This is a genomic window from Microbispora rosea, from assembly GCF_044460045.1.
Lineage (GTDB): Bacteria > Actinomycetota > Actinomycetes > Streptosporangiales > Streptosporangiaceae > Microbispora > Microbispora rosea.
Genome location: NZ_JBITJO010000014.1, coordinates 102,656 through 122,348, shown reverse-complemented (window position 1 = coordinate 122,348; position 19,693 = coordinate 102,656). Strand labels below are relative to the sequence as shown.

The 19,693-nt window shown below is 71.9% G+C and carries 22 protein-coding genes; 10 read left to right on the top strand and 12 right to left on the bottom strand.

The annotated features are described in order from the left end of the window. Nucleotides 1-13: 13 nt before the first annotated feature. Entirely contained in the window at nt 14-736 is a 723-nt protein-coding gene (locus tag ACIBK1_RS36995) for a TetR/AcrR family transcriptional regulator (protein ID WP_396740334.1), read from the bottom strand. A 221-nt stretch (nt 737-957) separates the two neighbouring features. On the opposite strand from ACIBK1_RS36995, the gene ACIBK1_RS36990 reads away from it, so the two are divergent. The 4 genes from ACIBK1_RS36990 to ACIBK1_RS36975 all read left to right on the top strand — a co-directional run bounded on the left by ACIBK1_RS36990 (nt 958) and on the right by ACIBK1_RS36975 (nt 5,158). After that, entirely contained in the window at nt 958-2,061 is a 1,104-nt protein-coding gene (locus tag ACIBK1_RS36990) for a LacI family DNA-binding transcriptional regulator (RefSeq protein ID WP_036407037.1), read from the top strand. Nucleotides 2,062-2,175: 114 nt separating this feature from the next. After that, entirely contained in the window at nt 2,176-2,442 is a 267-nt protein-coding gene (locus tag ACIBK1_RS36985) for a hypothetical protein (RefSeq protein ID WP_030508794.1), read from the top strand. Between the two features lie 66 nt (nt 2,443-2,508). Further along, nucleotides 2,509-3,411, top strand: a complete 903-nt coding sequence (locus ACIBK1_RS36980) for an N-acetylmuramoyl-L-alanine amidase (protein WP_030508793.1) — start codon at nt 2,509-2,511, stop codon at nt 3,409-3,411. A gap of 106 nt (nt 3,412-3,517) precedes the next feature. Next, a complete protein-coding gene (locus ACIBK1_RS36975) occupies nt 3,518-5,158 on the top strand; it encodes a beta-N-acetylhexosaminidase (RefSeq protein WP_396740332.1) in 1,641 nt (546 codons plus the stop codon). 69 nt (nt 5,159-5,227) lie between these two features. Here the strand turns inward: ACIBK1_RS36975 and ACIBK1_RS36970 are convergent, their stop codons facing one another. Together ACIBK1_RS36970 and ACIBK1_RS36965 are read right to left on the bottom strand one after the other, a co-directional pair. Further along, entirely contained in the window at nt 5,228-6,316 is a 1,089-nt protein-coding gene (locus ACIBK1_RS36970; RefSeq protein ID WP_036407035.1) for a DUF4037 domain-containing protein, read from the bottom strand. Between the two features lie 184 nt (nt 6,317-6,500). After that, nucleotides 6,501-6,971: a hypothetical protein gene (locus ACIBK1_RS36965; protein WP_030508790.1), complete on the bottom strand. Its 471-nt coding sequence runs from the start codon at nt 6,969-6,971 to the stop codon at nt 6,501-6,503. A 126-nt stretch (nt 6,972-7,097) separates the two neighbouring features. Here ACIBK1_RS36965 and ACIBK1_RS36960 point away from each other — a divergent pair, with 126 nt between their 5' ends. After that, entirely contained in the window at nt 7,098-7,958 is an 861-nt protein-coding gene (locus tag ACIBK1_RS36960; protein ID WP_396740329.1) for a pentapeptide repeat-containing protein, read from the top strand. Here the strand turns inward: ACIBK1_RS36960 and ACIBK1_RS36955 are convergent. From ACIBK1_RS36955 to ACIBK1_RS36925, 7 genes are all read right to left on the bottom strand, one after another. Then, nucleotides 7,924-8,316, bottom strand: a complete 393-nt coding sequence (locus ACIBK1_RS36955; RefSeq protein WP_030508788.1) for a hypothetical protein — start codon at nt 8,314-8,316, stop codon at nt 7,924-7,926. The genes ACIBK1_RS36960 and ACIBK1_RS36955 overlap by 35 nt on opposite strands. A gap of 42 nt (nt 8,317-8,358) precedes the next feature. After that, a complete protein-coding gene (locus ACIBK1_RS36950; RefSeq protein WP_030508787.1) occupies nt 8,359-8,556 on the bottom strand; it encodes a heavy-metal-associated domain-containing protein in 198 nt (65 codons plus the stop codon). 29 nt (nt 8,557-8,585) lie between these two features. Beyond that, a complete protein-coding gene (locus ACIBK1_RS36945; protein WP_030508786.1) occupies nt 8,586-9,638 on the bottom strand; it encodes a quinone-dependent dihydroorotate dehydrogenase in 1,053 nt (350 codons plus the stop codon). A gap of 65 nt (nt 9,639-9,703) precedes the next feature. Next, the gene (locus ACIBK1_RS36940) at nt 9,704-10,069 is read right to left on the bottom strand and encodes an STAS domain-containing protein (RefSeq protein WP_081903622.1); all 366 of its coding nucleotides are present in this window, start codon (nt 10,067-10,069) and stop codon (nt 9,704-9,706) included. After that, nucleotides 10,041-10,769: a GAF and ANTAR domain-containing protein gene (locus tag ACIBK1_RS36935; protein WP_076438693.1), complete on the bottom strand. Its 729-nt coding sequence runs from the start codon at nt 10,767-10,769 to the stop codon at nt 10,041-10,043. Before ACIBK1_RS36935 ends, ACIBK1_RS36940 begins: the two co-directional genes overlap by 29 nt. A gap of 66 nt (nt 10,770-10,835) precedes the next feature. Continuing rightward, complete coding sequence (locus ACIBK1_RS36930) at nt 10,836-11,309, bottom strand: GAF domain-containing protein (RefSeq protein WP_396740327.1); 474 nt, start codon at nt 11,307-11,309, stop codon at nt 10,836-10,838. Nucleotides 11,310-11,578: 269 nt separating this feature from the next. After that, complete coding sequence (locus tag ACIBK1_RS36925) at nt 11,579-12,151, bottom strand: COG4315 family predicted lipoprotein (RefSeq protein WP_030508782.1); 573 nt, start codon at nt 12,149-12,151, stop codon at nt 11,579-11,581. 381 nt (nt 12,152-12,532) lie between these two features. Between ACIBK1_RS36925 and ACIBK1_RS36920 the strand changes: the two genes are divergently transcribed. Beyond that, nucleotides 12,533-13,456: a TIGR03620 family F420-dependent LLM class oxidoreductase gene (locus ACIBK1_RS36920; protein WP_396740325.1), complete on the top strand. Its 924-nt coding sequence runs from the start codon at nt 12,533-12,535 to the stop codon at nt 13,454-13,456. Nucleotides 13,457-13,460: 4 nt separating this feature from the next. Continuing rightward, on the top strand, nt 13,461-13,754 hold the full coding sequence (locus ACIBK1_RS36915) for a hypothetical protein (protein WP_030508780.1): 294 nt from the start codon (nt 13,461-13,463) through the stop codon (nt 13,752-13,754). A 62-nt stretch (nt 13,755-13,816) separates the two neighbouring features. Here the strand turns inward: ACIBK1_RS36915 and ACIBK1_RS36910 are convergent, their stop codons facing one another. Continuing rightward, on the bottom strand, nt 13,817-14,215 hold the full coding sequence (locus ACIBK1_RS36910) for an SRPBCC family protein (protein WP_030508779.1): 399 nt from the start codon (nt 14,213-14,215) through the stop codon (nt 13,817-13,819). 128 nt (nt 14,216-14,343) lie between these two features. Here ACIBK1_RS36910 and lpdA point away from each other — a divergent pair, with 128 nt between their 5' ends. The 3 genes from lpdA to ACIBK1_RS36895 all read left to right on the top strand — a co-directional run bounded on the left by lpdA (nt 14,344) and on the right by ACIBK1_RS36895 (nt 17,331). Beyond that, nucleotides 14,344-15,744, top strand: a complete 1,401-nt coding sequence (lpdA, locus tag ACIBK1_RS36905) for a dihydrolipoyl dehydrogenase (RefSeq protein WP_396740322.1) — start codon at nt 14,344-14,346, stop codon at nt 15,742-15,744. Nucleotides 15,745-16,195: 451 nt separating this feature from the next. After that, entirely contained in the window at nt 16,196-16,327 is a 132-nt protein-coding gene (locus ACIBK1_RS36900; RefSeq protein ID WP_269321790.1) for a hypothetical protein, read from the top strand. Nucleotides 16,328-16,485: 158 nt separating this feature from the next. After that, the gene (locus ACIBK1_RS36895) at nt 16,486-17,331 is read left to right on the top strand and encodes an HD family hydrolase (RefSeq protein ID WP_396740320.1); all 846 of its coding nucleotides are present in this window, start codon (nt 16,486-16,488) and stop codon (nt 17,329-17,331) included. An 896-nt stretch (nt 17,332-18,227) separates the two neighbouring features. On the opposite strand, the gene ACIBK1_RS36890 is transcribed toward ACIBK1_RS36895, so the two are convergent. Then, nucleotides 18,228-19,688: a hypothetical protein gene (locus ACIBK1_RS36890; protein ID WP_396740318.1), complete on the bottom strand. Its 1,461-nt coding sequence runs from the start codon at nt 19,686-19,688 to the stop codon at nt 18,228-18,230. Nucleotides 19,689-19,693: the final 5 nt, after the last annotated feature.

Here is a 19,693-nt window from a genome sequence, read left to right as displayed (position 1 = left end):
ACGCGGCGAGGGCTCAGGAAACGGCCTCACGGTTCGCAGATGCCGGGCTCCCAGGTGCCCGGTTCTCGGAAGCCGCGTGCCCGGACAGCAGGGTCTCCAGCAGCACCCGCACCCCCGGATCGTGCTCGCTCGCCGCCCGCAGGAGCGCGACCATCTGGTCCACCAGAAGGCGCTCCAGCTCGGCCCGCTCCATGTCGCGGTGCTCCAGCCAGTCGAGGCCGGCCGTCTCCACCGAGGCGACCCACGACCTCAGCGTGACGCGCAACGCCGGACCGGGCGCGTCGACTCCCATCTGATGAACGATCATGCGCAGCATGCGCTGCCGCACCCCGTCGACGATCTCCCCGATCTCCCCGGTGCGATTGGCCGGGCCTCCCCTGAGCAACGCGGCGAAACCGGCCGCGTGCTCCTCGACGAAGTCGAAGTAACGCGTCAGGCCCGCGCTGAGCTGTTCCAGCGGCCCGCCCTCGCCCTGCGCCTGTAACCGCGCCTGCAGTTCGGCCGCCGCGCTCCGCAGGGCCGCCACGTAGAGCTCCTGCTTGCCGCCGAAGTAGTGGTAGACGAGCGCCCTCGACGCGCCCGCGGAAGCCGCCACATCGTCGATCGAGACGTCCTCGGCGTCGTGCCTGCTGAACAGCTCGAGCGCGGCGGCGATGAGTTCCTCACGCCGCCGGTCCACGCTGAGCCTGCGTCGCGCCGGCCGTGCCCCGTCTTCCGCTTGGCGTGTGGCACTCACACCTCGCACCTTAGCGAATCGCCTCCCTGGGAGGAGGAGCGGCCGAATCAAGGGTTGCCCTCGAACCCCCTCCCGGCTCCGCCCTCCTACCCGTGCTACGGCTAACCTTCCCAACGCCCGATTAGAGGAAGGTTCCTGTCTAACCGCGATCAACCCGTACCCTCAGGGCAACTCGATCGTTTGGTGTGTCAGGTGCACGTCCACGCATCGTGGGGAGAACCATGTCAGGACCGTCCATGCAGACCACTGCCCGGAAAGACGTCGGGGTCGCGATCCCCACCGGGGGACTGTCCGATGGGTTCAGCCCGCGGCCACGCCCGACGATCCGCAACGTGGCCGAGCGGGCAGGAGTCTCCAAGTCGCTGGTGTCTCTCGTGCTGCGGGGTTCCCCGCATGTGAGCGAGCACCGCAGGGAGGCGGTCCTCCAGGCCGCCCGGGAGCTCGGCTACCGGCCTAACGCGGTCGCCCGCAGTCTGGTCGAGGGGCGCACCCACCTGGTGGGCGCGCTCGTGGCCGACCTGCACAACCCCTTCTACGCGGAGTTCCTGGACGGCCTGCAGGAGAGCCTGCACGGCGACGGGCTGCGGCTGCTGATCGGCAGCGGTCGCTGGGACCCGGCGTTCGAGGACGAGGCCGTCGAGGCGTTCCTCGAGCTGCGGGTGGACGGCCTGGTCCTGCTCGGGGTCGCGCCGTCCAGCGACACGCTGGCCGAGGCCTCGGCCTACACGCCCACCGTGGTGGTCGGCGAGCGCGACGTCGAACTCGAGGGCGTGGACATCGTCGTCGACGACGACCAGCTCGGCGCCCGCTTCGCCGTGGACCACCTCGTGGAGCTGGGCCACCGGCGCATCGCCCACATCGAGGGCGCCCCCTCGTCGGCCGCCCGCTGCCGCTGCGAGGGCTACCTGGTGGCCATGCGCCGCCACGCGCTGGCGCCGTACATCATGGTCGAGCACGGGGACTTCAGCGAGGAGGGCGGCCGGCGCGCGGCGCTGGCGCTGCTCAAGCGCGAGCCCCGGCCGACGGCGATCTTCGCGGCGAACGACATCGTGGCCATGGGCGTGCTCACCGCGGCGAGCGAGCTGGGGCTACGGGTGCCCGAGGACGTGTCGGTCGTCGGATATGACAACACGCATCTCGCGGCCGTCACCCACATCTCGCTGACCAGCGTGGACCAGCCCCGGCGGGCCATGGGCCGCTCGGCGGCGGCGCTGCTGAGCGACCGCATCACCGAGCCCGGCAAGACCGCCCGGCTGCGGCAGGTCAGCCCGCAACTCGTCGTACGGCGCAGCACCGGGCCCGCTCCAAGCGACGGCCAAAGCTAGGTCAATCACCGACGTGTCCCCTCGCGGCCGGTGTTGACTGCAGCCGTGGCGCCGGGCCCCGGCGGGTCGCGGAAGGGCTGCCCGCAGGCCGGCGACCGGAAATCGGGGGGATTCATGCGTGATCCTGAATTGGTCTCCTGCGCTCAGCGGGCCGCCGGCGAACTGGAGCGGGCCTGGGCGCACTGGAGGGAGAGCCGGGGGCTCGGCAGCGAGGACGTCGCCGAGTCGGTGGCAAGCTATGTCGCCCACTCGATCGACCACCCCTGGGGACGGCCGCGCGTGGTGCTGGGCCTCGACGCCGAGGACGCCCGTGAGCTGGCCGCTCTCCTGCATCGGCAGGAGGTCCCCGAGCCGGCGTGGGCGGCCAGGTTTCCGGCATAACGGTCTGATCACGACTCCGCCCCGGTTAGGTTGGGGAGACCACACCTCCGGGAAGGGACTTCGACCGTGATCAGACGACCACTCGCCGCCGCAGCCCTGGCCCTGTGCGGGGTCGGAGCCGTCGCCTGCGGCGGCGCTGAGGTCTCCGGCACGGGGGCCTCGGCTCCCGCCGCCTCGTCCCGGCTCGGCCGGCCGGCCGCGACCCAGGACCAGGCGGCGGACACGGCCTCCGCGGACACGGCCTCCGCCGGGACGGCCGCCCCGACCACGCGTACGGCGGCCGCCTCCGAGACGGAGGCGCGGCCGCTGGCCGGGAAGGTCGTGGTGATCGACCCGGGCCACAACGGCGGCAACTTCCGCCACACCAGGGAGATCAACCAGCTGGTCGACATCTCCAACCAGAAGAAGGCCTGCGACACGACCGGCACGTCGACGAACGACGGTTACACCGAGGCGGCCTTCACCTGGGACGTGTCCAACAGGCTCGCCAAGCTGCTGCGGGCCCAGGGGGCCACGGTCAAGCTAACCCGGACGAGCAGCACCGCGTGGGGGCCCTGCATCAACCAGCGGGCCGCCGTCGGGAACAAGGCCAAGGCGGACGCGGCGATCTCCATCCACGGCGACGGCGCGGGGGCGAACCTCCGCGGGTTCCACATCATCATGCCGAAGAAGATCGGCGGTCCGGTCGACCGGGTGGTGAAGGACTCGGCGCGGCTCGGCACGAACGTGCGGGACGCCTTCCACGAGGGCACCGGCCTGCCGTACTCGAACTACATCGGCAGGCAGGCGCTGAACTACCGCAGCGACCTCGGCGGGCTCAACCTGTCGACGGTGCCGAAGATCTTCATCGAGTGCGGCAACATGCGCAACGCCAAGGACGCCGCCAGGTTCAAGGACTCCGCGTTCCGGGCGAAGATGGCGCGGTCGCTGGCGAAGGGCCTGGAGAACTACCTCACCTCCGCCCGCTGACCGCGCCTCCGCGGCTCTCAGCGGCTTCAGACGGCTCTCATGCGGCTCTCAGCGGGCTGTGGACCGAGTGGCGGAACCGTCGGAGGGGTTTGGCATCATCGGCGGAATGAAGCATCTCCTCCCCCTGCCGAGGCTCGTCGAGACGGGCCCGGGGTCGGCTGAGATCGCGTCCGGCTCCGCCGTGTCGGGCCCGGCCCCGCTCACCGACGCCGTACGTCTCGCGCTCGCCGTGCTCGACCTCAGGCCCGGCGACGCCGCGACGGCGGCCGTGCGGGTGGAGGAGGACCCCCGGCTCGGGCCGGAGGCGTACGCGCTGACGATCGCGGGCGACGGTGTGCGCATCGCCGCGGGAGACCGGGCGGGCGCCTTCTACGCCGCGCAGACGCTGCGGCAGCTCCTGCCGTCCGAGGCGTTCCGGTCGGCCCTCGTGCCCGGGACGTCCTGGACGGTTCCCTGCGGACGGGTGGAGGACGCGCCGGAGTTCTCCTGGCGCGGCGCGCACCTCGACGTGGCCCGCAGCTTCCTGCCGAAGCGGGAGGTGCTGCGGATGATCGACCTCATGGCGCTGCACAAGCTGAACCGGCTGCATCTCCACCTGGCGGACGACCAGGGCTGGCGGGTGGAGAGCAGGGCGTTCCCGCTGCTGCACGAGGTGGGCTCGCACCGCCCGCGGACGATCACCAGCCACAGGGGTGAGGCACTCGCCTTCGACGGCGTCCCGCACGGCGGCCACTACACGCTCGCCGATCTGAGGGAGATCGCCACGTACGCCCGGGCGCGGGCGGTGACCGTCGTGCCGGAGATCGACGTGCCGGGGCACGCCTCCGCCGTGCTCGCCGCCTATCCCGCGCTGGCGTCCCGGCCGGAGCAGCGCTACGAGGTGCTGGACCGGTGGGGCATCTCGCCAGCGATCCTGTCCCCGCTTCCGGCTACCGTCGACTTCCTGACCGCCGTGTTCGCCGAGATCGCCGACGCCCTGGGCGACGTGCCCTACTTCCACATCGGCGGCGACGAGTGCGTGCTCGACGACTGGGCAGCGTCGGCCGAGATCTCGGCGTACCAGGCCTCGCTGGGCCTGGAGAGCACGGGTGACCTGCACGCGTGGTTCCTGCGGCGGCTCTCGGAGGCGCTGGCGGAACGCGGCAGCCGCACGGTGGCGTGGGACGAGGCGTTCGTCAGCGGCAGGCTGAGGCCGGACACGGTCGTGATGCCCTGGCGCGGCGAGCACGTGGCCCGCCGGGCCGCGGCGGCCGGCCATGACGTGGTGGCGACGCCGGTCTTCCCGATGTACTTCGACTACGCCGAGGCGGCCTCGCCCGAGGAGCCGGCCGGGCTGGGAGACGCGATCACCGTGGCCGACGTGGCGGCCTTCGCGCCCGCGCCGTCCGAGTGGCCGGAGGAGGAGCGCGCCCGGGTGATCGGCGTCCAGTTCCAGCTCTGGAGCGAGCGCATCCCTGACGGCCGGACGCTCGACTATCGCGCGTGGCCCCGGGGCTGCGCGGCTGCCGAGGTGGCGTGGACCGGCGGCCCGGCCGGGCCCGAGGACTTCTTCCGCCGCGTCGAGGCCCATCTGACGCGGCTGGACGCGTTCGGCGTGGAGTATCGCCCGCTGTCCGGCCCCCGGCCCTGGCAGCGGGGCGGCACGGGATGGCGTCGCCACCGCCCCGGCGCCGTCGCCGTGCACGACGTGATGCGCCACCTGCACGAGCTCAGCCTGTCGGCCGACTCCACCCGGCCCAGTCTCTGACCCCGGCCCGGTCTCCAGGGCGCCGGCACGGCCTCTGAAGACCCGGCCTCTGAGGGCCCGGTGCGGTCTCTAAGGTCGCGCCGCACCGGCGACGCGCCGCACCCGGGAGCGGGCCCCCAGCACGTCGGTGCTGTCGACGTACTGGTCCACCGCGCCGGTGAGAGGCAGCCGCCGCACCTCCGGATCTGCGATGGTCTCCAGCAGCGCCTCGGTGAAGCGCTCGGCGTGCAGCACCCGGAAGGGGCGGCTGTGGTAGGGCCGGGTGCGCGGATCGACGGGCGCGGTGAGGCCGAGGTCGTTGTGCAGAGCCGCGAGGGCCTCGTAGGCGGTGGCGAGGTGGCTCTCGCGCTCCCGCCAGCCGGTGGCCGACACGGCCGCCCTGAGCACGGGCGCCAGATCCGGGCCGCACGGCAGGGCGGTGAAGGCGCTGCCCAGCCACTTTCCGTACGGCGGGTAGCGGCGGTGCATGAGCAGGGCGAGCCGGATGAGGTCCCGCACCAGACGGGCGCAGGTGACGGCCGAGCCCAGTTCGTCACCGACCTCGCCGGCACGGCCTACGAACGCCTCCTCCTGGCATATCCGCCGCCACTGGCAGGCCAGGACGTAGCGCCAGACGTCGCCGGGATACCAGGCGAGGCGCCGCCGGACCGGCAGGAGCAGCTCCAGGCCGTCGTGGAGGACCTCTCCCGCCGTGATCTCCGCGAGCGTCTGGGTGGGCGTCGCCAGCCAGTCGGACAGGCCGACGCCCGCGATCGGGTCGAACCCGAGGTGCCCGGTGAGCCATGCGGTCAGATCGGCCACCACGACTCCGTGGCGGAGCGGCCCGTCCGTCGTCTCCATGTGCCGGGTGCCGCCGGCCCCCGTCGCGCCGAAGTTCGTGGGATAGCCGAGAAATCGCGGCGGCAGGCTCCCGGCGAGCACGGCGTCCACGGCCTCGCCGTACGCGGCGGCGTCCTCGGGGCTCAGGAACAGCTGCAGCCGGGGGCCCCAGTCGTGGTCGGTGGATCGCTCGGTGTCGTATCCGAGCACCTCCGAGCCCGCACCGAGGAGCGCCGCCGTGTGCGTGAGGCCGCCGAAGCGCCGCGCCAGCAGCGGTGCCACCGCCTCCAGGTAGAACCGCCGCGACAGCTCCAGCCCGCGCACGTGCCCGTCTCCCATGACCGGCATCCTCCGCGGGCTCCGTCGCGCGGGGCAACGGCTTTTCCCCGCGTCATCGGGCGCCTGTGCGGGCCGCAGGTGCCCGTGGAGACGCGGCGGACGGCGGCGGGCCGGCACGATCAGGCGTGCGGGGATTCAGGGGGTGCGGCACGATCAGGCGCACCGGGAGGCGGCGGACGGGGTGTCAGGCTCCGTCGAGGACCTCGGCGACGATGGCGGCCGCGATCTTCTCCGGGTCGAGGCCCTGGTAGGTGTCGATCACGTCGCGGATCCTCGCGGTCAGGCTCAGGTCTGCCTGTTCCGCGTCGCCGATGTGGCGCCCGGCCACCGCGACGGCGGCGGCGAGCTCGTAGGCCTCGGCCGGCCCGAGACCCTGCGGATCGACCTCGACGAGGACGCGAGCGCCGTTCTTCGGTGAGACGCGGACCTTCCACCGCCCGGACGGGCCGGAGACCGACAGCGTGTCCTTCCGCAGGGCCGGCGGGAACAGGACGACGGCCATCCGGCCCGCCGCGGCGAGGACCCGCTCGGCGAGCCTGCGCACGTCCTTCTTCGCGACGACGATCCTCCCGGAGCGGTTGATGATGCTCACGGAATCACCGCTGTCGGCCACGGCGATCCGCTCGCCGTCGGCCTGGTCGTAGATGGCGCTCATGAGGGGTCGCTCGCTTAGCTTTGTCGGGGCGGGCTGCGAGACTCCGCTCATGCATGATCTCGTACTTTCGGAGCGCATGATCGTGATTCGCCTCTCCCCGGGCCAAGGCCCCGGCGGGCGGGCCGCGTGAGCAGGCCCGAGCGGTTCAGCCTGCGGCCGAGCCGGGAGGAGTGGCGGCGAGACTGGGTCGCCAGCGGCGAGCTTCGTGACCAGCGGTTCGAGCTGCCGCCCGAAGTGTCGAGCGTCTACTTCGACCGGGCGCGGCTGGTGAACGTCGACTTCTCCGGCATGCGGTTCGCCGACGTCATCGTCGAACGCAGCGAGTTCGTCGGCTGCGACTTCTCCGGCGCCGCCTTCGACAACCTGTCGATGGGCACCGGACTCCGGCGGACGTGGAGGGGTGACAGGTGGCCGCAGTCGGTCTTCCGCGACTGCGTGTTCCGGCGTACGCGCTTCGCGCCGCTCACCTCGTTCGGCAACGTGCGGTTCGAGAGGTGCGTGTTCGACCGGTCCCGGCTGAGGCGGCAGACATTCACGACGGAGGCCGAGTTCGTCGGCTGCGTCTTCTCCGGGCGGCTCCGCGAGACCAACTTCTGGGGGCGCCCCACCGATGAGCAGGCCGCGCTGGGCAGGGAGCGCAACGCGTTCAGCGGCAACGACTTCACCGCCGCCGAGCTGGAGGACGTCGCCTTCAGGCACATCGACCTGCACGCGCAGCGCTGGCCCGGCCCGCCCGGCTACGCGCTCCTCGCCCGCGTGAGCGCGCGGGTGCGGGCGGTGCTGCCGCTCGTGGAGGCGTGGCCGGACCCGAAACACCGGGAGGAGGCCCGCTTCAGCCTGGAGTTCCTCGCCGGCAATGCCATGGAGCGCAACGACGACCATGCGGTGGTGAGCCCTCTGGACATGGGCCGCAGGCTGCCGCCCGCCCTCCGTCAGGAGCTGTTCGAGGCGCTCACAGGCTCATCCACAGATACATCTCCTGGTTGAGCCGTACGGCGGTGCGGGCCAGGTCGCGCAGCTCCGTGACGCGCTCGACCTCGAACTCGTCGAGCAGTTCCTCCTCGGCGTACTCGCGCAGCCGAGCGTCGTCCACGGCGGCGAGCGCCTCGACGGTGTCGGACGCCATGCGCTCCAGGGCCGGCCCCTCGTCGTCCCCCGCGATCGTCCGGGTGTCGCCGAACTCGCTGAGGTCGCGCCCGCTGAGCTCGGCGACCAGAGTGTCGAGCTCGTCGAGCCATCCCTTGCAGTCCACGTACGGCAGGCCGGCCGCCCCCGGCCCGGCGGACAGGGCACGCCGGGCGGATCGCTCGGAGTCGGCGGTGAAGTAGTCGACCAGAACGCCCATGCCGGTCACCTTATCGATCACGGCATGGGCGCGGCCGAGCGCTCACACGAGGGTGTAGCCGGCCTCCTCGACCGCCTTGCGCACGGCGTCGTCGGCGACGTCGCCGGAGACGTCGAGCCGGCCGCTGTCCAGGTCGACGTCGACGCCGGTGACACCGGGGACCTCGCCGACCTCCTCCTTGACCGAGCTCACGCAGTGGCCGCAGGTCATGCCCTGCACGGTGTAGGTCTTGACGCTCATGGCGCTCTCCGTTTCCGGGGAAAGGGGATTCATGCGGTGCGGCCGACGATCTCGCGGACCGAGCCGTAGCCGTGCCGCCGCAGCCGGCGGGCGAGCTGGCGGTTGATCCTGGACGGCCAGAAGGGGCCTTCGTAGATCAGGCCGGTGTATCCCTGCACGAGGGTCGCGCCGGCGAGCAGCCGCTCCCAGACGTCGTCGACGTCCTCCACGCCGCCGACAGAGACGAGCGTGAGCCGGTCGCCGGCCTTCTGGCGCAGGCGGCGCAGCACCTCCAGCGAGCGGGCCTTGAGCGGCTGTCCGGACAGGCCGCCCGCCTCGGTGCTCGCGACGCCCTCGCGGCTGATCGTGGTGTTGGTCGCGATGACCCCCGCCAGCCCGAGCTCCGCGGCGAGCTCGGCCACGGCGTCCACGTCCTCGTCCGCCAGGTCCGGCGCGATCTTCACGAGCAGCGGGGTGCGCCCGGCCGCCTCCTTCACGGCCGACAGCAGCGGGCGCAGGCGGTCCACGGCCTGCAGGTCGCGCAGGCCCGGGGTGTTGGGCGAGCTCACGTTGACCACGAGGTAGTCGGCGAGCGGCGCGAGCCTGCGGGCGCTGTCCACGTAGTCGCGCACGGCTTCGGACTCGGGCACGACCTTGGTCTTGCCGATGTTGACGCCGACCACGGCCGGGATGTGGCGCACCCTGCGCAGCCGCTTGGCGGCGGCCGCCGCACCGGCGTTGTTGAAGCCCATCCGGTTGATGATCGCCCGGCTCTCCAGCAGGCGGAACAGCCGCGGCCGGGGGTTGCCCGGCTGGGCGTGCGCGGTGATCGTGCCGACCTCGACGTATCCGAATCCGAGCGCCGACAGCGGCTCGGCACATCCGGCGTCCTTGTCGAACCCGGCGGCGAGCCCGAACGGCGAGGCGAAGTGGACGCCGAACGCCTGGACGCGCAGCGACTCCGCCCTCGGCGCGAGCAGCCGGTGCAGCAGCCGCACGAGGGGCGGAAACATCCCGAGCAGGCGGAGCAGCCTGATCGTGAGGTGGTGGACGGCCTCCGCGTCGAGGCGGCTCAGGACCTGCGTGAACACGAGTCGATACATCACGGCAAGACTATCGCCCGGTCACGGCGCACCTCGGCCCGCAGGGCCCACGACCGTACGTCCGGTCAGTCGGGCAGGGGACGGGCCTGGGCCGTGGGCTGAGGCAGCGGCACGTGCGACGCCGTACGGATGGTCAGCATGGAGTCGAAGCCCAGCAGCCGCAGCAGCCGCAGCACCGGCGGGGCGGGGCGGACGAAGGTCGCGCGGCCGCCCTGCTCCCGCACGCGCGCGTCGGCCCACAGGAGGCTCCGCGCGCCCGCGCAGTCGAGGAAGCCGACCCCGGCCAGGTCGACCTCGACGTGCCCGGGGCGGCGGGTCCCCAGCACCTGCCGCAGGCAGGCACGGAGCTCCGGCACCGCGGACACGTCGAGGTCGCCGTGCACGGCCATGCGGACGCCGGCCTCAGACGACGTGGTCTGGATTCGCAACATTCCTCTGGCCCTGCTCGCCCAACAGCTCCGCCGCGAGCTCGGACACCTTCCGTCTGCTGTCCCTGGCCTGCTTGCGCAGCCCGGTGAACGCCTGCGAGGCCGTCAGGTCGTGCTTGCCCATGAGATAGCCGATGGCCCGCTCGATGACGACGCGGTAGTCCAGGGCGTACTGGAGCTGGTCGGCGAGCACCGCCTTCTCGTCCGCCTCCATCGACGCCACGAGGACCTGCTCGATCACGTGCGCGTACGCGTGCAGGGCCTGGGTGTCGCTCTCCTGCCACTCGTGCGGCGCGTCCTGGTAGACGTTGAGGGTGCCCACGGGCACGCCGCCGAGCCGGATCGGCACTCCCGCCACTCCGCGCACCTCGGGATGCAGCAGTTCGCGCAGGGCCGGCCACCGCCGGTCGGACCGCACGTCGGCCGTCGTCACCGCGGTGTCGCCCGCGTACGCCGCCACGCACGGGCCCTGGCCCGTCACCGCCTGAGCGCGCTCCAGGCTGCGGCCACGCTCGTCGGTGGCGAAGAGGTAGCGAAGTGTGCGGTCCTCCTCGGCGAACATCAGGCCGGCGCCGGAGTATCCGAAAAGCCGGTCCACCACTTGGACGATGCGCTCAAGGTGGTGCACGATCCCGGTCGCCGCCCTGTCCTTCTGCAGACGTCGCAGGCTGGCGACAAGAGCCTCAGGATCGATATGGGTCATTCCGTATCCTCTCGTGAACCTCACCTCGCACCGCCGTGGCCTGGGGAAGAGGCGCCGATTCAGCCATCACAACTGCCCGGAGGGGGCTCGATCAGTCCTGATCTCTGCCAGGACCTGAAGAACGATGACCAGCAGCTCGCCGAGGCGTGATCCGGCCTCCGCCTCCGTGCGGTCCCACAGGCGTCCGTCGCGGGCGTAGAAATCCAGGACGCCGATGAGTTCGCGATCCTCGATGAGCGGCACGGAGAGGACGGCCCGGACCGGCGGGGCGTGGACGGCCACGTGCGGGAACCCCATGGGCCTCGCGGCATGCAGGTCGGGGATCGCGACGAGGCCGCCGCTGGCGGCGCTCTCGATGGCGGGACCGTCGCCCACGGACTCCTGGGCGGACTCCAGCAGCAGGCCGTCGTCGTCGGTCGCCCCGACGACACGGAGGCGGTCCTGGCCGTCGAGCAGCATCAACGCGGCGCCGTCGACCCCGAAGAGGCCGGCCATGCCGGTGAGGACGTTCTCGAGAACAGACGGCGCGTCCGATGCCATCGCGAGCCCACTTTCAAATGATGAAGCGGCCGCGGACACAGGGCGGAGTGCCCCTAAGCCTAGTGGGCTCCACGCAGTGGTAGCCAGGTGAACCCGAGGGTTGCCGGAAGGGTGGGCCGCCCGTACTGCGACGGGCATGAGAAATCCGCCCTCCCGCAGGGGAAGGCGGATCGGAAAACGGGCCGGGAAGGCGGCTGTTCGCCGGACGAGTGCGGGCAGTCATCGGCCCTGCTCGCCCGGCTGCCGCACAGCATGGCCAGGCCCAGGAATCAGCGCTTGGCCTTCTTGCCCTCGGGGGTGACGGCGTACCACTCGCCGCCGAAGTCCTTCACGTCCTGGCCGAGCACGTCGCCGGCCTTCTGGTCCTTCGCGTAGTAGTAGAGCGGGTGCTTGTTGTAGGTCACCTGCGTGGTGCCGTCCTCCCGGTGGAGCGTCCCGAGCAGGTTCGCGTGCACGCCCGTGCCGGCCTGCGGCGCGCCGGCGGTGAGCACGGGCGGCCACGCGGCGGCGCAGGCCTGGGTGCAGGCGGAGGCGCCGCCCTTGTCCTTCGTGAACAGGTATACCGTGCGGCCGTCCACGCCGACCAGCACGCTGCCGAGCGAGGTGGGCGCCGCGTCGATGCGCGCGGGCCCCGTGGGGGACGCCTGGACGGGAGATGTCGGAGACGCCGAGTATCCGGTGGCGGACGGCGTCGTCTCCGAGGTGTTCTCGGAGGGCTCGGGCGTCTGCGACTCGTTGAGCTGGTCGTTGGCGACGCGGCTGGCGCCCTCGTCGCCGGCACCGCCGCATCCGGCGGCCAGCAGGCTGATCGCGACCGCGCCGGCATACAGCAGTTTCCTCATGTTCGGCCTCCTGAGAAGTGAGCGAGTCGGCTCCAAGGACACACGCGGCGACGGCGGCCCCGCCGCCCGGACGCGAAGATCCAGGACAGGCCTTTGCCGTTTCGTGGGTTGCGGCTCACAGGCCTCACGCCACCCTCGGGGTGAATCCACCACCAACGCGGATGAACCGCAGGATTCGGGGAAATCGGAGTAAGCCGTACGGGCGCGGCGGTGCGCCCCGACACGTGAACCGATCGCGGGGAGGTGCCGAGGTCACCGGCGCGCGCGATGCCATGCTGAGGCTGCGACGCCCGCCGGCGCGGCCGTCCGGCCCGCGGGGGCGACGTCCCCGGCGAACCGCCCCCTTCGCCCGATCTCGCGTGACAGACAAGGAGCGTCCGGATGGCCGAGCGCACGCAACCGCCCACCGTGGAACCGTCCCAGCTGAGGCGTCGCCTCGGCCGTACGGGAGTGTGGCTGTCCTCTCTGGCGGCGATCCCCGCGGCGGAGGCCAGGAGTGCCGCGGCGGAGATCGAGGAACTCGGATACCCGGCGCTGTGGATCGGTGAGACCCCGTTCGGGCGAGAGGCCTTCACGCACGCCGCGCTGTTGCTGTCGGCCACCGCGCGGCTGCACGTGGCCACGGGCATCGCCAACATCTACGGCCGCGACCCCGTCGCCGCCGCCAACGCCGCCGCGACCCTCGCGGAGGCGTGGGACCAGCGGTTCGTGCTCGGCCTCGGCGTCAGCCACAAGCCGCTGGTCACCCCTCGCGGCCACGACTACTCGGCGCCGCTCGCGTACATGTGGGACTACCTCGACGGGATGGACCGGGCTTCGATCGAGCTCCCGCAGACGGAGACGCCGCCCCGGATGCTCGCGGCGCTCCGGCATCGGATGCTCAAACTGGCGGCGCGGCGCACCCAGGGCGCCCACACCTATTTCGTGCCGCCCGAGCACAGCGCGAAGGCCCGCGAGATCCTCGGTCCGGACCCGGTCCTCGCCCCGGAGCAGGCCGTGGTGGTCGAGACGGACCCGGACCGCGCACGGGAGATCGCCCGCGAGTACGCCGCCATGTATCTCTCCCTGCCCAACTACACCAACAACCTGCGCGAACTGGGCTTCTCCGACGACGACTTCGCGGGCGGGGGCAGCGACCGGCTCATCGACGCGATCGTGGTCTGGGGCGAGCCGGAGACGATCGCCGAGCGGGTACGCGCCCACCACGACGCGGGGGCCGACCACGTGTGCGTGCAACCACTGGTCGGCTCGGTCGGCACGCAGATCGAGCACCTGCGGCTGCTGGCCCCCGCTCTCCTGGGATGACGTCGTGACCACGGCGGCTTCCGGGCGGGGGCGCGGCGAGCAGGGCGGCCAGAACAGGCAGAGCGAACAGAACAGGCAGAGCGGCCAGAACGGGCAGGGTGGGCAGAACGGGCAGGGCCCGGTGATCCCGCCGGACCCGACGAGACTGGAGGCGTGGATCCGCCAGGTTCTCGGCCTGGCCGGCGCCCGGGCCTCCGCGTTCACCCCGCCGCTGCCGCCCTCCCCGCCCGCCGGCCCGGGCCACCCGGGTCGTTCCGCGGACGCGGACGGCCCGGACCACGGCGGGAACGCGGAGTAGCCCGAGCTGGCCGAGCGGGCCCGGCGTGCTCGGCGTGCCGGGCGGGCCGGGCGGGAGGCCGGTCAGGCCGCCTGACGCACCTGCTCGGCCAGCCGTTCGAGGCTGTCGTCCAGCGCCTGTTCCACCGCCTCGGCGGGGGGCGCGTGCCGCTCGTCGAAGAAGGACAGGTGGACCGTCACGTCGCTGCTGTCGTCGTCGATTCCGGCGACCTGCAGCCATCCGGCGTACCGGTCCACGTCGCGGGTGCCCCACTCCATCCGCAACTGGTCCTGCTCGGCCCGCAGCAGCGCGCGTTCGTCCTGACCCGTCTCGTCCTCGTGGACGGTGACCGCGGGCGGCTCCTCGGCGTGCACGTGCAGCTCACGGGGCATCCAGAGATCGAGTTTGCCGACGTCGCACGCCTGCCGGAACACCTGGTCGGCCGGGGCGGGCATCCTGCGGGACCGCTCGAACTCGGTCATGATCCGTCACTCCTCCCTCTGTCGACGTAGGGGCCCCTACCCGCCGCGGTCCGGTCCATCCTCCGGCTCGGCGCCTGGTGGGCACCCCCTTCCCCGCCGGGGGCGCGCGGCGGCGTAGGGTCCGGTGCATGACCGATCATTACGATGTCGTGGTCCTCGGCGCGGGGCCCGGCGGCTACACCGCCGCGGTCCGCTCGGCCCAGCTCGGGCTCAGCACAGCGGTCGTCGAGGAGCGCTACTGGGGTGGTGTCTGCCTCAACGTCGGATGCATCCCTTCCAAGGCGCTGCTGCGCAACGCCGAGCTCGCCCACATCCTCACGAACGAGACCAAGACGTTCGGCATCCAGGTGGACGGCCCGATCACGCTCGACTACGGCGCGGCCTTCCGCCGCAGCCGCCAGGTCGCGGACGGGCGGGTCAAGGGCGTCCACTACCTGATGAAGAAGAACGGCATCACCGAGTACGACGGCCGGGGCACCTTCACCGGGCCGGACTCCATGGAGGTGCGCGGCGCGGACGGCTCGGTGCGCACGGTGACGTTCGACCACTGCATCATCGCGGCGGGGGCGACGACCCGCCTGCTGCCGGGGACGTCCCTGTCGGAGCGCGTGGTGACGTACGAGGAGCAGATCCTCAGCGAGGCGCTGCCGGAGAGCGTGGTCATCGCGGGCGCCGGCGCGATCGGCGTCGAGTTCGCGTACGTGCTGCACAACTACGGCGTGAAGGTCACGATCGTCGAGTTCCTCGACCGGATGGTGCCGCTGGAGGACCAGGAGGTGTCGGCGGAGCTCGCGCGGCGCTACCGGCGGCTCGGCATCGAGGTGCTGACCTCCACCCGGGTCGAGTCGATCGACGACAGCGGCGACAAGGTGCGGGTCACGGTCTCCAGGAACGGCGAGACGTCCGTGCTGGAGGCCGACAAGGTGCTGCAGGCCATCGGCTTCCAGCCGCGTGTCGAGGGATACGGCCTGGAGCACACCGGCGTACGGCTGACCGAGCGGGGCGCGATCGCCGTGGACGGCCTCTGCCGCACGAACGTGCCGCACATCTTCGCCATCGGGGACGTCACCGCGAAGCTCATGCTGGCGCACGCCGCCGAGTCGATGGGCATCATCGCCGCCGAGACGATCGCGGGCGCCGAGACGATGGAGCTCGACTACGTGATGATCCCCAGGGCGACCTACTGCCAGCCGCAGATCGCGAGCTTCGGCTACACCGAGGCCCAGGCGCGCGAGCAGGGCTTCGACGTGAAGGTGGTCAAGTTCCCGTTCACGGCCAACGGGAAGGCGCACGGCCTGGGCGACCCGACCGGGTTCGTCAAGGTGCTCAGCGACGCGAAGTACGGCGAGATCCTCGGCGCCCACCTCATCGGGCCCGAGGTGACCGAGCTGCTGCCCGAGCTGACCCTGGCCCAGCAGTGGGACCTCACCGTGCACGAGGTGGCGCGCAACGTCCACGCCCACCCGACCCTGGGCGAGGCGGTGAAGGAGGCGATCCACGGCCTGGCCGGGCACATGATCAACATGTGATCCGGTCAGGGGGCCGTAAGGTCCGGTCAGCCGCCGGTGGGCGGTCCCTCAGCGCCGGGGGTGACGCTCCTCCCATGGCCGCGACGCCAGCGCGGCCTCGGATCAGAGGAGCGCGACATGACGACCCGATCGGTTCTGATCTCCGGCGCGAGCATCGCCGGCCCCGCCCTCGTCTACTGGCTGCGCCGGCACGGCTTCGCCCCCACCGTGGCCCCGCCCGCGAAAACTCCTCGCAAGCTCGGACTTTTCGCGGGGCCCGGGGTTCGAGCGGGCCCCCGCCCTGCGCGAGGGCGGCCAGGCGGTCGACTTCCGGACTCCATCGCGTCCATGACCGAGACCCCGGACGGCGTGGAGGTGACCTTCCGCGTTCCCCGAGTACGAGCGGACGATCAGGGGGTTCGCCAAGGCGTGCCAGCGGGTCGCGGGCAACGCGGGCTCGTTCCTCGCCCCGGTGACGCGGGGCGCGATCCTGCGGCGCAATCTGGCCTACCGGGTGCTCACCGCCGGGCCGCTGATGGGTGTGCTCGACAAGCTGAGCACCAAGGCGGCCACCTCGATAACTCTCAAGGACTATGCGGCCTGAAATGCGGAAATACCGATTACCGAACAGGCATTCGGCTCCCGCGGCCATTCCCTGGGAAACACTTCCCACGGCGTCGATGAATGGTCGGCTACGCTGGGAATCAGGCCGTGCGCGAAACGCCGCGGCCGCGTGCGGGCGAACAATGCGAGGGCGGCCCGATGGCGAGGGACGACGCGGAAAACACCGGCTCCCCGGTCGGCGCGAACACTCTGATGGCCCTCATGCGCGAACTGGTATTCCCTCCGTACGCGATCGAACGGTCCTCGGTGGCGCCGCAGGACGTCACCCGGCAGGAGAACGACGCGGAGCACTCCTTCGCCCTGGGCCTGGCCGCGGTCTGTCTCGCCCCGCTGATCGACCCCGCCCTCGACCCGGGCAGGGTCGCCAGGTACGCGCTGGTCCACGACCTGCCCGAGGTCCACGCGGGGGACGTCTCGGTCTACGCCGGCCCGGCGGAACGCGAGAAGAAGGCCGTACGCGAGGAGGAGGCGCGGGAGATCATCAGCCGTGACTTCGGCGGGACGTTCCCCTGGCTGGTGGAGGACCTGTACGGCTACACGGCGCAGCACGACCCGGAGAGCAGGTTCGTCTACGCCCTCGACAAGCTGCTCCCCCACGTCAACGTGCTGCTGGCCGACCACCACCCGCTGCGGCCGACCTGGGCGGCGTACAAGCGCACGGAGATCACGGCCAGGCGGAAGATACGCATGAGCTGCCCGGCACTGCTGCCGTTGTTCGACGAGCTGTGCCGGGAGTTCGCACGGCGTCCGCACCTGTTCTCGGGTGGGGTGTCACCTGGCATGGGAGATGACGATGTTCGCGACGGCGAGCAGGGCCGCTCCGCAGACGGCGCACAGCACCCTCAGCGGCAACTGGACGCCCGGCCCGAGCACGGCGGGCAGGGCGACGAGGAAGGCCCCGGCCGCGCTGGCCGACACCCACGCGAGGAGACGCGACCGCGAGCGGCGCACGACCACGGGAAATCCGGCGCTCGTCGTCAGTGAGTCGCCGCCCGGCGCCGGGCCCGCCCGGGTGTCCGCGGCCAGGGTGATCCCGACCCGCGCGAGCGCGTCGAAGCCCAGCGTCTCGGGCCGCAGCCAGAACTCCACCGTGTCGTATCGCGACGCCACGTCGTAGGAGTCGTCGGATGCGATCTTCAGGAAGGTGCCGTCGGTCGCGCACACGAGCCGTTTCGCGGCCGGCGTGTAGCCGTCGGAGTAGAAGCTGACCCGCATCTTCACCGAGTCGCCGTCGCTCAGATGCAGCCGCCCCTCGGCGTCGAGCGTGCCCGTCCTGTCCCTGCCCAGCAGCGGTTCCTCGGTGCGCACGAAGTAGGAGGACCTGTAGGTGGGATGCCGGGCCAGCCGCCGGGCCACCCCGAGCCACGCGTCGGGGTCGTCGCCCGGCCGCTCGTGCAGGTGGAGGTCGGGGAAGCGGGTGGTGGCGGGATACCAGCGCCCGCCGTTGGCCTCCGCGAGCCGGTCCACGAACCAGCCGCCCTTGGCCCTGATGTCCGCCTCGCTCAGCGGGAACTCCTCCAGGTTCGCGTAGTCGTCCACCCGGAGCCGGAACACGGCCATGTCCGCCACGCACGCGGTCGCCACCACCGTGGCGAAGCGCACGGGCACGACGAACGGCTCCGTCTCGGGCGACTCCCGGTCGGCCAGGAACGTCACGAGGCACCGCCGGCCGACGGCGGAGCCGTTCGCGATCGCCTGTTGCAGGGCGCCCGCCACATAGTCGGTCTCGTACCGGAACTGGATGATCGCCCCTCTGGGCAGGGCCAGCGCCCTCAGGACGTCCTCCGCGTACCGCCGCCTGCTGTCGGACGACAGCAGCAGCACCGAGGGCCGGACTCCGGCCGTGCGCGGCACGGTCGCGCCCGGGGCCATGCGGGGGGTCATGTCCGCCTCCGGAGCTCGTCCCGATCGCGCAGGCGGTCGTCGAGCGCGAGGAAGCGCGGCCACACCCGGTCCCTCGGCAGTTCGTCGAGGCGCAGGCTCGCCGCGGCCTCGTACCGCAGCCCCCGGTCCGCCAGCGCCCGGTGCTCGCCCAGGATGATCGGCTCGCGTACGCCGTCCGACTGGTCGCCGGTCAGGTCGATGACGAACCGCCGGGGGTCGTGGGCCGGGCCGATCTCGACCCAGCAGTGGTGGCTCACGTCCTCGGCGTCGTCACGGCCGTCGTCGCGGCCGACCCGCAGCCGGCCGTAGCAGTAGACGGGTTCGAGCAGCAGGTCGGTGCGGAGCCTGCGGGCGAGCCAGACGGAGGTGACCCCGCACTGGCCCCGGGGGTCGCCCGCGGCGACCGGCGACTCCTGATAGCGCGGATGGACCGTGCGGTCCGACCAGGAGGGCTCCAGCATCCGGCGGTAGCCGAGCAGGCGGTCCCTCCACTCCGGCGAGGCGAAGTCCGCCTTGAGGGGTCTCACGTGGTCACCGCCCGAGTGGGTCCGGCTCGACACCCTGATCAGGCCCCCGATCCCTCCGGCGTTCCGCTTCGCGGCCGGGGTGACGCCGAGGACCATGAGCACGTTGTCCGGGGTGTCCAGGAGCTGCGGCACCGACTCTCCGGACATGCGGCGGGTCTGGAAAAGGCCTTTGTCGTCGTAGCGATATGCCACGGGCGACAGGGCGATCGGTTTGAAGCCCGATGCGAGGAATGAGGCGCCGTCGAAACCGAGCATGGGATTGTATGCCGTGATGACATAATCCCCGGCGTTTTCCGCCCTGATCTCCCGGACCGCGCGGGCGATCGTCAGGCTCATGAGGTTCGCCGGAATTCCCGCCAGCCCGTGCATTCTTGTCAGGACCATTATCCGGTCCGGATTCACGTCCAGCCCGTGCCCGGTGAGCGCGTCCAGGACGTACTGGCGGTCGCATCGCGAGAAGGCGGCGTACGTGATCGGCATCGTCGCGCCCGGCAGGAAGAGCCCGAACTGGGCGACGGTGTCGGCCCTCTCGCTGTGGAGGTAGTGCAGTCTCGACTGCACCAGATGGCCGGCGCTCGGCCTGACCTCGGCGAAGCGCAGGCGGGTGCGGTAGCCGTCGCCGAACGACAGGGTCAGGTCCCGGTGCGCCTTGTGCACATTGAGGAGGACGGAGGCGTGCGCCTGGTGGGCGGCGTCCTCCGCCGACTGGCGCACCTGGGCCGCCCGGACGACGGCCTGCAGCCGTATCTCCTCGTACACCTTGTCCGGAGACCAGCCGGCGATGGCCGGCCTGCTCAACCGGGGCAGGTGCAGTCTTACCTGGATCTCCAGAGTCCGGAGGCCGACTCCGACCGTCTCGGCGTCCGCGCGGATACGCGTCCCCATCGCGCCGACGAAGGTCTCGACATCCGGATCACGAAGCCCGTCCACTCGCG